This window comes from Palaeococcus pacificus DY20341 (genome assembly GCF_000725425.1).
In the GTDB taxonomy this organism is placed as follows: domain Archaea; phylum Methanobacteriota_B; class Thermococci; order Thermococcales; family Thermococcaceae; genus Palaeococcus; species Palaeococcus pacificus.
The window spans coordinates 1,476,473-1,492,170 of record NZ_CP006019.1 but is presented as its reverse complement, the minus strand read 5'-3'; the positions used below and the strand labels follow the sequence as shown (position 1 = coordinate 1,492,170).

The window sequence follows — 15,698 nt, the reverse complement described above, 5'->3', positions numbered from 1 at the left end:
GGTAGTGATGAAAATAATAGCCAAGCTTAACATTGTAGAGTGTGAATTTTTGGAGAGGCTTAATCGATTTGTTGGTTTAGTCAAGATTAACGGCGAGATTAAGAGGGCGTTGATTACCAACACTGGGCGTTTGGAGGAGTTTATGGTCACGGGGAGGAAAGCTTTCTGCATGCCAAAACTAGGAGGTAAGACGGATTGTATTTTGATAGGCTTTGCAGAAGAAAATGGAAGAGGGGCGATAATTGATACAAGAACTCAAGCGAGGGCTTTTGAAAAAGCTGTTGAAAAAGGCATGATTTCTTGGCTTAAAGACTGTCGAATAAAGCGCAAGGAAGTTAAAGTGGGAAAATCTCGCTTGGATTATCTCTTTGAGGGTCCTAATGGAGAAGTGTGGGCCGAGATGAAAAGTGCCGTTCTGAGAGAAGGCAAATATGCCATGTATCCCGACTGCCCTAGTGTTAGGGGGCAGAAGCATATTAAAGAGCTTATAGAGCTTAAAGAAAAAGGCTCGAAGGCGATGATACTCTTTATAGGTGCCCTTCCAGGGGTTGAGAAGTTCAAGCCATACGAAAAAGGCGATCCTAAAATAGCTGAGCTCCTAAGAGAAGCAAAAGCCAAAGGCGTTGAAATAAGGGCGATATGCATAAGTCTCCTGCCGAGCGGTGAGATTGTGCTGGAAAACGATAGTTTAAAGGTTGAGGTCTAATGGTTGTTATAAACGGCATAGGACTCGACTCTTCAGCTAAAGTGGCCTTTCAGAGCCATGCTCATACCGACCACTTCGTTAGTGGGGATATGATAGTTTCAACGAAAGCAACTAAATATCTGAGCCATCTTCGAAAGGGCGGCTTCTACAAGGTTCACCCCTTAGGAAAGAGCTTTTACATTGGGGATTACAAAGCTAAGCTACTCCCAGCTGGGCACATGCTCGGCTCTGCTCAAATCTACATTGAGTTTGACGAGTTTTCCCTTTTGTACACTGGAGATGTAAAATGGTTTAAGCTTCGCACCGCTGAAAAGAGCCGATTTAAAAAGGCCGATGTTTTGATAATTGAAGCCACTTTTGGAGTGCCGCACTTTAACTTTCCCTCGCCGAGAGAAGCAGAGAAGAAGTTAATCGCGTTCATCGAAGAGGCTTTGGATATGAAAAAGACGCCCACTCTATATGCTAATCAAATGGGGAAAGCACAGGAGCTTTTGAAAATCCTCGATGTGCATGGTTATACCGTTAAAGCTTCGCGTGAGATTATTAAAGTTGCCAAAGTTTACGAAAAGTTTGGAATTAGTTTCCACAATATCGATAGAGATGGAGAAGTGGTTTTGAGAGGCTTTAGGAGTGTGAAGCCTGAAAATGGTTTACATCCTTCTGAGCTCTTTGTTTCAGGTTTTGGGAGCTTAAAGCTGAGCAATCATGCTGATTTCTGGGAGCTTATGCGTATTGTGGAAAAAGTCAAGCCTGAAAAAATATACACGCGATATGGTTATGCTAAAGAGTTTGCTAAGATTTTGCGCGGTTTAGGGTATGATGCCCATCCTATGGACGAAAGAAAGGAGTTAGAAATTTTATTTTCAAAAAGCTAAAACTTTTAAAAGCTCTTTCTCTTTGCACAATATAAAGAGGTGATGCTCATGAAGATTAACTTAGATGATCAGAAGGTTGTTAAGGATATTAAAATTGAGAAAGGCATGACTGCTGACGAGATAGTTAGGGAGCTCTTTGAGAGCGGGGGCTTTACCGCTAAAAAGTTCGCCTTAGCTGTTGATATACTCGAGAAGATGATGAAGGAAGAGAAAATCTTCCGCTTCTTGAGCTTTCCTGCGTGCATCATGGCTACAGGAACAAAGGGAATTCTGGTAGAGCTCGTTAAGAGAAAGCTCTTTGATGCGATAATTACAACCTGCGGCACTTTAGACCACGACTTAGCGCGCTTGTGGAAGCCTTACTACCACGGGAGCTTTTTGATGGACGATAAGGAGCTCAGGCATCAAGGCATAAACAGGTTGGGCAACGTCTTAGTGCCAAACGACAGCTATTGGGTAGTGGAGGAGAAGCTTCAAAAGATTCTTCAAGAAATTTACGATGAAGGGAAGAGGAGATTAGCTACTTATGAGCTCATATGGGAGATTGGCAAACGCTTGGAGAATGAGGAGGGCAAAGAAAACTCGCTAATCTACTGGGCTTATAAAAACAAAATCCCAATCTTCGTGCCGGGTATTACGGATGGAGCAGTCGGTTACCAGATATGGATGTTTGCTCAGGACAAGAGCGACTTTATCATTGACGTATTTAGAGACGAGAGCAAGCTCGATGAGATAATGGCCACCCTTGATGCCGAGAACATCAAGAGCAGTGCCTTAATGCTTGGAGGAGGTATAAGCAAGCACCACACAATCTGGTGGAACCAGTTCTACAAGGAGGGACTTGACTACGCCGTTTACATCACCACCGCTCCAGAGTGGGATGGATCTTTAAGCGGCGCGCGCTTGAGGGAGGCTGTATCCTGGGGAAAAGTTAGAGAAGATGCGCGCTATGTAACCGTTGAAGGCGATGTAACTGTTTTGCTGCCCTTCATGGTGGCGGCGCTCTTTGAGAGGTTATGATCTAACTCTCTTTACTTTTGATTATTCCTCCAGCTCCACTCCATACACTTTTTTCGGGTTCTCCATGTGGATTTTGTAAACGTCCTCCTCGCTAAAGAGGCCGTTTTGGAGGAAGGCTTTTGTCCTCTTTGGCACGGTTTTAGGCCCTAAAACCGCTCCCGGCCTTCTCTTGTCGTCTATATAGTCCGTCTCCATCATAAAGCGGTTTCCCTGTTTTATTGCCTCTGCGATGTTCTTTTTGCTCGCTATAATCGATGGGAAGACCCCTACTTCTTTGGCGACCTTGACGAGCGGCGGCGAGAAGTGCTTCACAACGCGGTATGGCTTTATGCCAACTTCTTTAACGATTTTTCCAAGCTCTCTAAACTTTTCCTCGTTGAAACTCTCCGTATGCAGTTGGACAGCGCAGTCAGCTTCTTTAGCAAGGCTCATCCCATACTTCATGAGCTCAATGCTCGCCTCCCATACCTCTTCGCTTACCTCATAGTGCGGCCTCCCAATCTCGCCTATGGCTATCGCCTTTCTCTCGAGGCAGAGCTTTTGCGCGTACTCTAACGCCCTCATAACTTCGCTTTTTGCATATTCAAGGCCTTTTTTCTCGGCTAAATACACGAACTCCGCTGGGTGGACGCCGACAACGGCGAACGCTCTAACTTCAGTTTCTTTATTTATCTTTTCGACAAGCTTTATGTGGAAGTCCATAGCTTTAATGAAGTCCTCCGCTTTCATTCCTTCAAAGCCATAGTCATGGGCCGTTTTGTAGACAACGTTTAGATGCGTTCCCCCAGCGCGGTGAAACTGTTTGACTGCCTCGAGGAACAGCCCTTTGTAGGGGTCAACATGAAAGTGATTATCAAGGATTATCATAGCATCACCGGATTAAATTTGAGGGAGAACTTTTTAAACTCACCTTTTCAATTTGAGACCATGATAATAGGAATCCACGACGGCCACGATGCGGGAGCAGTGCTAATCGACGGGGAAAAAATCTATGCAGTTAACGAGGAGCGTTTGAATAGGGTTAAGAAGTACCGCGGCTTCCCTGAGCTCAGCTTAAAGAAAGTCCTCGAGATGGCCCAAGCTACTCCAGAGGATATTGAACTTATAGCGGTAGCTGGTATATTTAGAAAGCGCTCCCGGCTTCTGGAGCTTGAAGCTAACCTCAAAGCGATTTTTGGGAATGAATTCAAGAGAAAAATCCTCTTTGTCGAGCACCATCTAGCTCACTCAGCCTCAGCATACTACACCTCTGGCTGGAGAGAGGCGTTAGCTCTAAGCATAGACGCGGCTGGTGACGGATTGAGCTCTTCCATTTACATTGGAAGAGATGGTGAGATGATTAGGATTTCCCAGAGCACTTATCTAGACTCCTTAGGTGACTTCTATGCCTCCATTACGGAGCTTTTGGGCTTCAAGCCCATGCGTCACGAAGGTAAAGTGATGAGCTTGGCCGCTTATGGGGAGCCGACCTACGACCTCTCGAACATAATAGAGCTCAACGGGCTAAGCTTTGATAATAAGCTGGGCCTAATTGGGGTTGAGGCAACTAAAAAGCTTGCTGAACTTTTTAGCTATCCCTTATCAAAGGCTAAGGAAATAGCGCTGCAGATGAAGAAAGGCAGTCTTGAAGGTGAAATCCAAAGAAAGGCCATCGAGATAGCGGCTTCTGCTCAAAAACATCTTGAAGAGCTTGTAGATGAACTCGGTATTAAGCTCACTGAATATGGCCTTCCATTAGCTTATGCTGGCGGCGTTGCCCAAAATGTCAAAGCTAACGCTGTCCTTAGAGCCCACTTCCCTGATATTTGGGTATTTCCCGCTATGGACGACGGTGGCTTAGCTTTGGGAGCAGCTCTCTTCGTGAAGGCCCAGTTTGAGAGACTCGATGGAAAATGGAAGCCATTCAAACTTGAACACGTCTATTTGGGCCCATCTTACGATGAGGAGCAAATTGAAACAGTATTGAAAGAAGAGGGCGTTAAATATGAGGAAGTGGGAGATGTTCCTTCTTTTGTTGCTGATTCCTTAGTTGAGGGCAGGCTCGTAGGCTACTTCCAAGGTGCTATGGAGTATGGGCCAAGGGCTTTGGGCAACCGCTCCATTTTGGCCGACCCACGGGATGAGGGCGTTAAGAAGAAGCTAAACGTAGCTTTGAATAGGGACGTTTTCCAGCCCTTTGCTCCTTCAATGCTTGAGGAGCGCATAGATGAATACCTTGAAGATGCCTATCCCAACAAGTTCATGACGATGAGTTATATGGCAACGGAGAGAATGATTGAGGAAGCGCCAGCCGTTGTTCACATCGATGGGACTACAAGGCCTCAAACGCTGACGAATGAAGACAACCTAAGGTATTATGAAATCATTAAACGCTTTGAAAAAGCCACGGGCGTTGGAATCGTATTAAACACGAGCTTCAACATGCATGGAGAACCCATAGTGTGCTCGCCTCAAGATGCACTGAAGAGCTTTAGAAAAGCAAAGCTCGATATTTTGGTTTTAGAGAGCTTTGTTATCCACTTTTAATCTACTTTTACAAGTGTTCCGGGTCTGCTCACCACTTTAGCTGCTACTTTTACGCCTTCTTCTATGGCCTCCTTTAAGCTCCAGCCCTTTGAGAACTTTGCTAAAATTGTCCCGAATAGCGAATCACCTGCACCGGTTGGCTCACAAACTCTTACATTTTTAGCTGGAACTTTAATTATTTCGTTTTCCTCAGTTAGTGCTATAACTCCTCTCCCACCCATGCTCAGGATTATGTTTTTTGCTCCAGCCAGCTTAAAAGCGTCTAAAGCCTCTTGCGGTGTTTTGACCCCAAAAAGCTCTTGGGCATCTTCTATTGAAGGCTTTACTATATCCGCCATGGAAATTGCCTTAAGCAGGGCCTCTTTCCCTGCCCCCCACGTTCTCCAAATTTTTCTCCTATAGTTTGGGTCAACGCTGATTAAAGCACCCTCCTCTTTTGCTCTCTCCAAAGCCCTTAGTATGGCAGTGCTCGCTGGCTCAAGAGAGAGCGCAAAAGCTGAGGTATGGACTATCTCAGCCCTTTCCCAATTGGCATCTATTATCTCATAACTTAACATCCTATCAGCGGCGCGGTATATTATCGGGGTCAGCTTTTCTCCCTCAGCTTTTATCAAAACAAGAGTCGTGCTTGCATCCACTCTTATAGGCCTCTGACTGAAGTTTAATCTTTTAAGCTCCTCTTCTATGTGCTCTGCTAAAAAGTCGTTTCCAATGGCTCCAATGAACTTCACCTTTGCTCCCGCTTGTTCAGCGTAAAATGAAAGGTTGAGAGCGGAACCCCCTGTGTGGAGGCCCATCTTACCGCCGATAATTTTTAAGTCTACCAGCACCTCTCCAATGGATAGTATGTCCTTCATCTGAACCCCCTTTAAACGTTCTCAAAGAGATTTAACACTTCTTTTGCAACGCTGTCCCATGAATACTTGCTGAGCACTTTTTGATAAGCCCTTTCTGCAAAGAGCTCCCTCTTATCTTCCTCTCTCAAAAGCTCTGCAATCTTAGCTCCCATCTCTTCCGAGTTTTTTGGATCGACTAAAAAGCCGTCATAACCGTCTTGGAGCACCTCTGCTGGCCCTCCAAACTTTGTCGCAACCATTGGAGCTTTGCATGCCATCGCCTCAAGCATAACTATTCCAAAAGGCTCATATGGAGATGGAAGCACAAAGACATCAGCCGCTGAGTAGTACTTGGGAACTAGCTCCACTGGCGCAATTGCGGGTATTATCCTTACTTTATCCTCCACATTGAGCTCTTTTATTAGAGCCAAAAGCTTGTTCATCTCTTTCTCCTCTTCCTTGGCTCCAGTACCGGTGCTTAGTAGAACCAAAAAGTCTCCGTTATAGTGTTCCTTGATGTAGGGAACGCTCTTTATGAGAAGGTCAAGACCTTTTCTCGGGTCAAGCCTTGCCAGTGCAAAGACTAGTGGAATTTCAGGCAAGTTGAGCTCTTTTTTGAGGTTGTCCTTATCACCCATTGGTCTGTAAAAACCTGTGTCAACGCCTATAGGGATTACATGAATTTTGCTCTCTTCAATTTCATAAAGCGTTGCTATGTCATTTTTCTCAATCTTTGTCGTTGCAATTATTGCATCGCTCTTCTCATAAATCTCCTTTTCAAGGGCAATCCTTTCTTTATATGGTTCAAAATCCCCCAAAGCTTTGGCTTTCAAAATTCCGAGAGAGTGAGAAGTGTGAATCATCTTAACCCCAAAGCGCTCTTTGAGCTTTAACCCTACAAAGCCGCCATCGCAGTAATGAGTGTGAACTACGCGGTATTCTCTCTCTTCTACATATTCGGCGACTTTTTCAGTAAACTCTGGTAAATATGGCATCAGCTTTTCTTTAGGGATGAACCCCTCAGGTCCACACTCTATCCTAATCACTCTCACATTTTCGCTTATGTGCTCTATTTCCTTTCTTCCTCCCCTTTGCCTTGTAAAAATGTCCACTTCAGCCCCAAGCTTCCCCAAATGCCTGCTTAACTCCTTAACGTAAACACACTGCCCGCCGGTATCGGGTTCTCCCAACTTTCCCAATGGATCTCCATGCGGTGTTATCATGGCTATCCTCATAGCATCACCTCAAAGCTGTGTGGAAAATAATAGAACAGAAAAGCTAACCATAGATTAACTTTCTGGTCTTCCCGTCGAAGATGTAAGTCCTCTCGTGCCTCGGCCGCCAGTATATTTCTTTTGTGCTTGGGGGTATCTCTTCCGGAAGCTGGATAACAATCTCCAAGTCATCGTAGGGTAGGTGTCCATAGCTTTCCACTCCGAGCTTTTCAATTCCCAAAAGCTTCCCTTTCACAAAGCCTTCTTTGGGCTCTATGCTCACCTCTGTATGCTGCGGTCTGAAGCCGAGTATTACTTTACCCTCCACTTCAACATCAGTGGGGAGCTCCAATGTAAAGTGGCCGCTGTCAAAGAGCACCTTACCCTCTTTTCTCATTACGTCTCCGTTAATTAAATTCATCGGAGGACTTCCTACAAATGTTGCCACGAATGTATTAGCGGGTCTGTAGAATATGTCATCGGGAGTACCGACCTGCTGAAGAGAGCCTTTATTCAAAACAGCAATCCTGTCTGCCATTGTCATGGCCTCTACTTGGTCGTGCGTAACGTAAACGGTTGTTATGCCGAGCTCATAGCTTAAGAGCCTCTTGAGCTCAAAGCGCATTTGGGTCCTAATCTTTGCATCCAAGTTGCTCAATGGTTCATCTAGGAGAAAGACTTTGGGCTCTCTCACCAAAGCTCTCGCTAAGGCCACACGCTGCTGCTGTCCACCGCTGAGCTCACTTGGTTTTCTGTTCAAAAGCTCACTTATGCCGAGGAATTCCGCGACTTCTTTAACTTTTTTAGCTCTCTCCTGCTTAGGAACTCCTGACATTCTCAATGGGAACTCGATATTGCCGAAGACCGTCATGTGAGGATAGAGAGCATAACTTTGGAACACCATTGCGGTATTCCTCTTAGTGGGGTCTAAATCATTGACCAGTTGCTCTCCAATCCATATCTCGCCTGCTGTTGGATTTTCCAGCCCTGCTATCATTCTTAAAGTAGTGGACTTCCCACAGCCACTCGGGCCTAAGAGAACCATAAATTCCCCGTCCTTAATCTCAAGGTTGAGCTTATTAACTGCCAAAACATCACCAAACTTTTTAGTAACATCTTTAAGCACGACTCTAGCCATTAGCCTTTCCCTCCTGTAATGACTATTCCCCTAATCAAGTACCTGTTTAGTATTAGGAACATTAGTATCGTAGGGGCAGAGGCTACAAGAGAACCCGCAATTATTGGGGTGTACTCAGTCCACATTGCCCTTTGGAAAGCAAAGCTAAGTCCGACAGGTAGTGTGAAGTTCTCGGGGGATCTTAAGAAGATGAGGGGTCCGATGAATGCGTTCCACGAACCGAGGAATTGATAAACTGCCACCGCCCCTAAAACGGGCTTGGAAAGTGGGAGAGCAATGTAGAAAAAGGCCTTTATAGGGCCGCACCCGTCCAGGCGGGCCGCTTCAAAGATTTCGTTGGAGAGCGACATAAAGTACTGCCTCATGAGGAATATGCTTGAGACGTTCACAAGGCCCAGGAGTGCCAGTCCAAAGATATTGTCTATCAGGCCGAGCTTGTAGATGATGATATAGTTGGGGACGAGGGTCACGAACATTGGTATCATCAATAGAGACAGCAGGGCGGAAAATATGATGTCCCTTCCCGGAAATTTCAGACGGGCGAAAGCGTAGCCTGCCATGCTTGAAAACAGGATGTTGCCTGCTATTATGATACCTGCATATAGGGCGGTGTTCCTAATCCACCTGGGGAAGAGGTCGAGCCTGAAGAGCTTTTGGTAGTTCTCTAGTGTGAAGGGGTTTGGAATCCAGTCAGGAGGATATCGTGATGCTTGAGCCCAAGTCATGAAAGAAGCTACTAATGATCGTATAAACGGCATTAAATAAACTAAAGCAAACGTTAGAAGTACTGCATAGGTTATTAAAATCCATATCTTCCTTATGAGCATCTCCTTCTCTTTTGGTGTCATCTCATAGCCCCTCCATACTTTTTCTGGAAGAGATATGTCGTCGTAAATATTATTGCGAACAGGAACCAGCTCTTTGCTGCTGCAACACCGGGGTTTATGCGCGTAAATGCCTCATTGTAAATATCTAGTGCAACAGTATAGCCTGCACCACCTGGTCCTCCGTTAGCTCCGGCCATCACCCATGCCAAGTCGAACATTTGAAGTGCACCAATTAAGCCCATTACAACGACGTAAACTATCATTGGCCTTAGCATGGGGATGGTTATGAAAAAGAATCGCCTTATCGGTCCTGCACCATCCAGCATTGCAGCTTCATATATGTCCTTTGGTATAGCCTGCATTGCTGCTAGAAATGACACCATAAAGTGGCCACTTGTTCCCCATATGGCAACGAGAGCTATGGCCAAAAGCAGGTAGCTTTTGTCATTTATCCAGTCTATTGGTTGGAATCCGGGCACTACTGTGGTCAAGACGTAGTTTATGAAGCCGTTCTTCATGAAGAGCCAGATAAAGATGAGGGCTATTATGACGGAGCTTGTTGTTGCTGGGAGAAAGTAGGAGACTTTGAAAAACTGTTGGCCCTTAATCTTTTGATTTGCAAATGAAGCTAAAACTATTGCTAAAAACGTCTGGACAGGAACAACTATTGCAGTGTACACTAAGATGTTTTTCAGACCAGTATAGAAAGGAGAGAGGAGGTAGGAAGCACCGTTAATACCTCTTATTAAATCTCTAACAACAATAGCGTAGTTCTTTAAGCCAACAAATTGCATCTCACCAATATAGTCCCACTTAAAGAAGCTTAAATAGAATGCAAATATCATAGCAAAGTATCCAAAAACCAAGTTGAGCAAAACAGCAATAGAAATTAGCGAAAGACCAGCTACAATCTCCTTATTCCTAGCTTTCTCATAAAAAGAAGAAAATTTAGAAAACATAAAAACCACCTCAACCGCTTAGTTCTTCTTGCACAATTTGCTTCATAATATCGATGGCCTCTTCGGGAGTCATCTCTCCCCTCATTGCTGCAGCCATTGCATCGCTGAATTTACCTTCAAGCGGACCTGATTTGGGTCCCCATATGAACACTACGACCTCCTTGTAGTCTGGCATGAATGAGAGCGTCTTCTTGTGTTGTGGCCACATGTCTGGATCGTTCTCAAATCCCTTTATGCTTGGTAATGTTTGACCTGCTTTAACGACAAGTTCTTTTTGTCCCTCTGGACCTAGGAGATATTCTACAAACTTCCATGTCTCTTGTGGGTGCTCGGTTTTAGCGTTTATTCCGAGAATAACGGTATATGCCATTGTAGCCCTACCCTCTTTTCCAGCGGGTAATGGAGCGATGTCCCAATCTTCGCCATACTTGAAGTCCGGGAATTGGTCGGATAAGAATGGAATCATCCAGTTACCGCTTATCACCATAGCAACCTCTTGCTGTCCAAAAGCATCTCCTAGCCATCCTGCACCTACATCACCTGGTTGAACAACATAGGGGGTTTTACCTTCTTTCTCCATCTCTACTTTGCCCACTCTATACAAGTTGATGTACCATGTTAGTGTTTCCTTTACGGTTGGGTTGTCGAACCAAGAAGCATCCTCAGGCTTCTCGAACCATGGTTTTGAAGCGCCGTTGCTGACAGCAACAGGTACATACCTGTTAAATCCACCCAAATAGATTGCTAAACCTGGCTTTCCAGTCTTTTCAGCTATTATCTTTGCGTATTGTTCGAGCTCTTCCCAAGTCTCTGGTGGCTTTGTAAGACCAGCCTGCTCAAAGAGCTTCTTGTTATAGAAAAGTGCCAACATACTCCAGTCCTTTGGAAGACCATAGAGTTTGTCACCCTTCTTAAAAGGCTCTAAGAGGAATGGATAGAACTGGTCGATGAATGCTTTATCTGCAAGGTCTGAAACTGGATAAAGAGCACCTTTGTCTATGAACATTGGGGACCATGAGCTATCGACGTAGAAGACATCTGGGGCAACTCCAGCACCGAAGGATGCCAATATATTCTCGTGGAACATCTGGGTTATGACCTCATACTTAACGCCTATGTTTGGATACTTGCTCTCAAATTGGGATATCATCCTTTGGTAGTTTTTCATCTCTGTTTCTCCGGCACTCCAACCGGCAAATCTTATAAACACTTTCTCTTGAACTTGGGTTTGCGTTTCCACTTTTGTTTCGGTCTTAACTTGTGTCTCCGTAGTTGTCGTAGTTTCTCCTCCACCTATGCAGCCAGAAGCTGCAACTGCAAAAAGCATAACAAAAACTAAAAACACTCCAAAGAGGGCTTTTCTCATTTTTACATCCCTCCACTATGTAGTACACTACAGTCCTCAGAAGTTTATACTATAATTATATTATATAAACTTTTCCGTATTAGTATGCAATAAATTTAAATAGTATTAAAATACATAAAAAATATGTGATGCGTGCAACAATATAGGAGGGATAATATTGGAAATGGCCCTAGTGGAGAGACTTCAGGAGTTAGGTCTCACAAAAAGGGAAGCTGAAGTCTATCTAACTATTCTCGCTAAAAAAGGCGCCACAGTTAAAGATCTTCTCGATTACTTGGACATTCATCAGCCCCAACTTTACAATATAATCCAAAGCTTGATTAGGAAGGGATTCATAAGGGCCTCTGCAGGAAGGCCAAGAATTTACACTGCTACTGATATAGGGTCACTGATAGAAGTTCAAAAGATAAAGCTGGATATTTTAAAAACAACTCTTGAGGAGGAACTCAAGAAAATAAGCCTCACTTCAGAAGAGGAAGCACCTTATATCTCACTTGTGAGAGGTTTGGAAGGTGTTGTTTCAGGAATTCTTGAAGTTATCAACAGTGCCCAAGTCGAGATTAGAGCTGAAATGCCATATTCAATATTTCAAGAAATTAAACCCTATCTCCTAGGCGCTCTTCAAAGAGGAGTAAATCTCTATCTGCTTGTTTATCCAAGAATGGGACCAATAGAAGAATTTGAACAATATAGGGATCAGTTAAAGATTAAGACTTCCGAACTCGGAAACTTTTTGTTAGTAATCTCGGATCTTTCAAGCGCTATATACTCAAAAAGGAGGTTTTTCAGCGTTCACCGGGCCCCAATTTCAAGTACTGAGATTTATGGCTACATAATCCATGAGAAAGATCTCCTGCTGAGGCTTCTAAATATCCACAACAATCTTTGGGTTAAGGCAAAGGAAGTGCTATGCTGGAAGCCCAGGCCAGAGATATATCCAAAATTATTCATCGAGTTCTCAATGGTTTTGGATGAATTAGAAGCCCTCTTGAGACTGGGATATTTACCAATAGTAAGCGTTGAAGGCAGGGACATCAAAGAGGGGAATTATATAACTCTTAATGGGGCGGTAAAATCTGTGAACAGGTATGGAATAGTTAGCAACTTTGTTTTGGAAAATGAGAGCGGTATCTTCACAATAGGAGGTTTTGATGCAGAATTAGAGGATGTGGAAGCTCAACTTGTGACAATACAAAAAGTCGAGAGATGACTTGGAGGTGTAAGCATGAAAAACATTGGTATTGTCTGGGATTTCGATGGTGTTTTAGTTTTTACTCCGCATGAAGAAGCTTGGAGAAGAGCCGCTAAGCACTATGGTGTTGATGACTTTGATCACGAATTTTACGTTCAGTATGTTTCAGGAAAGCCTCGTTATGAAGGTGCTGATAATATATTAATGCTAAAGGGAGTTTATGATAAGTTTAATGCTAAAACAGATGAGGAAAAGCAAAAACTCCTCCATGAGTTCGCTGAGTTTAAGAATAAAATTGTAAACGATATGTTTGAAAACAAGGAATATGAGATTAACGAAAATGCTATAGCTTTTCTGATACAAGCAAAGGAAGCTGGGATTAAACATGCTTTAGCTTCTGCATCTAAAAATGCAGCCAAACTTGCCAAGAAAATCGAAGTTGAGTATAAAGGCCAGAAAATATCGCTTAACGAACTTTTTGATATCAATGTGAGTGGGTTAGCCCCGAATAAAAAGCTTGTTTTTGAGATGGCTTTGGAGAAGTTAAAAATCAAGTTCCCCGAGCTTAGGGCTTTTTTGGTTGTTGAAGACGCTCCTACTGGGGTAAAAGCAGGTAAGGAGCTTGGAATGATCACTTTGGGTTATGTAAGAGAAGCTAAGTTGGATGCCGATTTGACCTTTAGGGACTTTAGTGAGCTTAGCTTGGAAAAAATTGTGTCTTTAATAGAGTCAAAGGGGGTTCGGCTATGAAGTACAACTTCAAGTTCAAAGAGTATACTCCCAAGGAAGAAGCTGTTTATGGAACAGTGTTGACATTGGGAAATGGTCACATTGGAATTAGGGGAGAGATAGAGTTAGAGCCAACGATTTACGGCACGACAATAGCAGGAGTTTATGACTATGCCCCTTACTTTTATAGGGAGATAGTCAATGCTCCGAGAGTGATTGGAATTCAAGCGTTTTTTAATGGAGAGCCACTAAGCTTAAGCACTCAAAGGCTTTTGAAGTATGAGCGGGAGCTCAACATTGAAGATGCAACACTAAAAACTGCCTTATGTCTAGAAACTCAAAATGGAACAAATATTGAGTACGAGAGCATAAGGATTGTTCACGGAAAGCGAAAAAATATAGTTCTTCTTAAGTTTGCGATCAAAGCTAGCGAAGATGGAATTTTAACGATCATAAGTCCAATAAAGACAGATGTCGCTAATCCATCTTATAGAGATGACATTACAGTTAGGCACATTGACGTTGAAGAGCTTAAAGCCCATGAGGATTATATCTACGCTGGAACCCGAACATTAGATGGGAAATATAAGATTGGAATTGCAAGCTCTCTTGTGAGCAAGAGCAAGGCTAAGAGGAGCTTTCTTAAAAATGCTGGGGGCATAAGCGAGATTTTGACACTTAACGTGGAGAAGGGTAAAAGCTACGAGTTCACCAAGTATATAACTATAGTTTCATCAGAAAGCCCCGAAGTCAAGGAAAAGGCCATTAGAGAGCTTCAAGATGCTAAAGAGCTCGGCTTTGAAGCGCTTTATACGGAGCACAAGAATTATTGGCAAGAAGTCTGGAACTTGGCTAAAGTGGAGATAGAAGGTGATAAGGAAGCGGAAAGGGGTTTGGCCTTTAGCTTGTTCCACCTCATTCAGTCCGCACCAATAAACGACAAAATTTCTTTGACTGCTAGGGGAATTCATGGGTTTGGTTATAGAGGACACGTTTTTTGGGATACCGATATCTATGCGCTACCATTTTTTATGGCAGTTTTTCCGAAAAAGGCAAGAGATATGCTAAAATATCGCTACAACAATCTAGATGCCGCAAGGGAGAATGCGAGACTCAATGGTTATGAGGGTGCCCAGTTCCCATGGGAGTCAGCCGATGATGGCTATGAAGCCACACCTCCTCTAATTCCACTCGATATTGTGGGAAAAGAGGCTGTTAGAATTTACACCGGCGAGGAGGAGCACCACATAACAGCTGACGTGGCGTATGCTGTGGAGCTCTACTACAGGTTCACCAAAGATGAGGAGTTCATGTCCAAATACGGGCTTGAGATTATCCTTGAAGCCGCAAGGTTTTGGGCCAGCAGGGTGGAATATGAGAGCGATAAGGGCTATGTCATTGAAAAAGTCATTGGCCCGGACGAGTACCATGAGCACATAAACAACAGCTTCTTTACAAATTTAATGGCAAAATACAACCTCCTTTTGGCGGTTAGGTACTTTGAAAAGGCTAAAAAGCTTGGGGGAACTTGGCATGAAACAGTGCAAAGGATAGGTGTAAGCGAGGAGGAAGTAAAGACGTGGACTGAGATTGCGGAGAAGATATATCTCCCGAGGCAAATAGGTGGAGTATTTGAGGAGTTCGACGGCTACTTTGAGCTAGCAGATTACACTGTTGATCCTTATGGTCTTGGAGAGAAGAGGCTTCCTGAGGAAGTGAGGAGAAACTTAAGAAAGACGCGACTAATCAAGCAAGCTGATGTTATAGCGGCCCAATACCTCCTTAAAGAGCAGTTCGATTTGGAGACAATTAGAAAGAACTTTGACTATTACATCGTTAGAACAACTCATGCATCGTCTCTCTCAATGCCTACCTACAGCATAATAGCGTCATGGCTCGGCTATGACGATTTGGCTTATGACTACTTTATGAAGTGTGCTTTCATAGACCTCAACAACATCTATGGGAACACTCAAGACGGATTTCACTTAGCAACCGCCGGAGGAGTTTGGCAAATCTTCTTTAGGGGGTTCTGTGGGATTGACGTAAAAGACGACATCGTGGAGATTGCTCCAAGGCTTCCGCAAAAGTGGACATCGGTGAAGATGAAGTTCTTCTTTAAGGGGGCTCTGGTTGAACTGGAGCTCAAGAACGATGAGGTGAAAGCTAAAGTCATCAACGACAGACGTGTTAAAATCCGTGCTTTTGGTAAAGAGAGCTCTTTAGGGCCCGGGGACGAAGTAGTCCTAAGAGGCTGACATTTTATTTTTGGACTTTTTATCTCCCTAAAAAAATATAAAGTTTCAAAGG

At 43.8% G+C, this 15,698-nt stretch carries 14 protein-coding genes; 7 read left to right on the top strand and 7 right to left on the bottom strand.

Translation table 11 applies throughout. The features are described 5' to 3' along the window. Positions 1–7 precede the first annotated feature (7 nt). From sfsA to PAP_RS08080, 3 genes are read left to right on the top strand one after another with little or no spacing between them, the layout of a single operon-like run. Positions 8–706, top strand: coding sequence for a DNA/RNA nuclease SfsA (gene sfsA / locus PAP_RS08090; RefSeq protein ID WP_048165531.1), 699 nt, complete (start codon positions 8–10; stop codon positions 704–706). After that, positions 706–1,581: an MBL fold metallo-hydrolase gene (locus tag PAP_RS08085; protein ID WP_048165530.1), complete on the top strand. Its 876-nt coding sequence runs from the start codon at positions 706–708 to the stop codon at positions 1,579–1,581. Before sfsA ends, PAP_RS08085 begins: the two co-directional genes overlap by 1 nt. Before the next feature lie 48 nt (positions 1,582–1,629). Next, positions 1,630–2,601, top strand: a complete 972-nt coding sequence (locus tag PAP_RS08080; RefSeq protein ID WP_201769530.1) for a deoxyhypusine synthase — start codon at positions 1,630–1,632, stop codon at positions 2,599–2,601. 21 nt (positions 2,602–2,622) lie between these two features. Here PAP_RS08080 and PAP_RS08075 read toward each other — a convergent pair whose 3' ends face one another. Continuing rightward, on the bottom strand, positions 2,623–3,468 hold the full coding sequence (locus tag PAP_RS08075; protein WP_048165529.1) for a TatD family hydrolase: 846 nt from the start codon (positions 3,466–3,468) through the stop codon (positions 2,623–2,625). Between the two features lie 60 nt (positions 3,469–3,528). On the opposite strand from PAP_RS08075, the gene PAP_RS08070 reads away from it, so the two are divergent. Then, positions 3,529–5,127, top strand: coding sequence for a carbamoyltransferase family protein (locus PAP_RS08070; RefSeq protein WP_048165528.1), 1,599 nt, complete (start codon positions 3,529–3,531; stop codon positions 5,125–5,127). Here the strand turns inward: PAP_RS08070 and PAP_RS08065 are convergent. Genes PAP_RS08065 through PAP_RS08040 form a run of 6 tightly spaced genes read right to left on the bottom strand, consistent with a single transcriptional unit; the run spans position 5,124 to position 11,467 of the window. Beyond that, positions 5,124–5,984 carry a carbohydrate kinase family protein gene (locus PAP_RS08065; protein WP_048165527.1) on the bottom strand — a complete coding sequence of 287 codons (861 nt, stop codon included), beginning with the start codon at positions 5,982–5,984 and terminating at the stop codon, positions 5,124–5,126. The two genes, PAP_RS08070 and PAP_RS08065, sit on opposite strands and share 4 nt — an antisense overlap. 11 nt (positions 5,985–5,995) lie before the next feature. After that, positions 5,996–7,198, bottom strand: a complete 1,203-nt coding sequence (locus PAP_RS08060) for a glycosyltransferase (RefSeq protein WP_048165526.1) — start codon at positions 7,196–7,198, stop codon at positions 5,996–5,998. A gap of 43 nt (positions 7,199–7,241) precedes the next feature. Further along, on the bottom strand, positions 7,242–8,315 hold the full coding sequence (locus PAP_RS08055; RefSeq protein WP_048165525.1) for an ABC transporter ATP-binding protein: 1,074 nt from the start codon (positions 8,313–8,315) through the stop codon (positions 7,242–7,244). Then, a complete protein-coding gene (locus tag PAP_RS08050; RefSeq protein ID WP_052649127.1) occupies positions 8,315–9,163 on the bottom strand; it encodes a carbohydrate ABC transporter permease in 849 nt (282 codons plus the stop codon). Before PAP_RS08050 ends, PAP_RS08055 begins: the two co-directional genes overlap by 1 nt. Next, positions 9,160–10,101, bottom strand: a complete 942-nt coding sequence (locus tag PAP_RS08045) for a carbohydrate ABC transporter permease (protein ID WP_052649125.1) — start codon at positions 10,099–10,101, stop codon at positions 9,160–9,162. The genes PAP_RS08050 and PAP_RS08045 overlap by 4 nt, the downstream gene beginning before the upstream one ends. A gap of 10 nt (positions 10,102–10,111) precedes the next feature. Continuing rightward, positions 10,112–11,467, bottom strand: coding sequence for an ABC transporter substrate-binding protein (locus tag PAP_RS08040; RefSeq protein ID WP_048165524.1), 1,356 nt, complete (start codon positions 11,465–11,467; stop codon positions 10,112–10,114). Between the two features lie 163 nt (positions 11,468–11,630). Between PAP_RS08040 and PAP_RS08035 the strand changes: the two genes are divergently transcribed. The 3 genes from PAP_RS08035 to PAP_RS08025 are packed head-to-tail and all read left to right on the top strand — an operon-like array spanning position 11,631 to position 15,646. Beyond that, positions 11,631–12,677, top strand: coding sequence for a TrmB family transcriptional regulator (locus PAP_RS08035; RefSeq protein ID WP_048165998.1), 1,047 nt, complete (start codon positions 11,631–11,633; stop codon positions 12,675–12,677). Between the two features lie 15 nt (positions 12,678–12,692). Continuing rightward, positions 12,693–13,409: an HAD family hydrolase gene (locus tag PAP_RS08030; protein ID WP_048165523.1), complete on the top strand. Its 717-nt coding sequence runs from the start codon at positions 12,693–12,695 to the stop codon at positions 13,407–13,409. After that, complete coding sequence (locus PAP_RS08025; RefSeq protein WP_048165522.1) at positions 13,406–15,646, top strand: glycoside hydrolase family 65 protein; 2,241 nt, start codon at positions 13,406–13,408, stop codon at positions 15,644–15,646. Before PAP_RS08030 ends, PAP_RS08025 begins: the two co-directional genes overlap by 4 nt. The last annotated feature ends 52 nt before the right edge of the window (positions 15,647–15,698 follow it).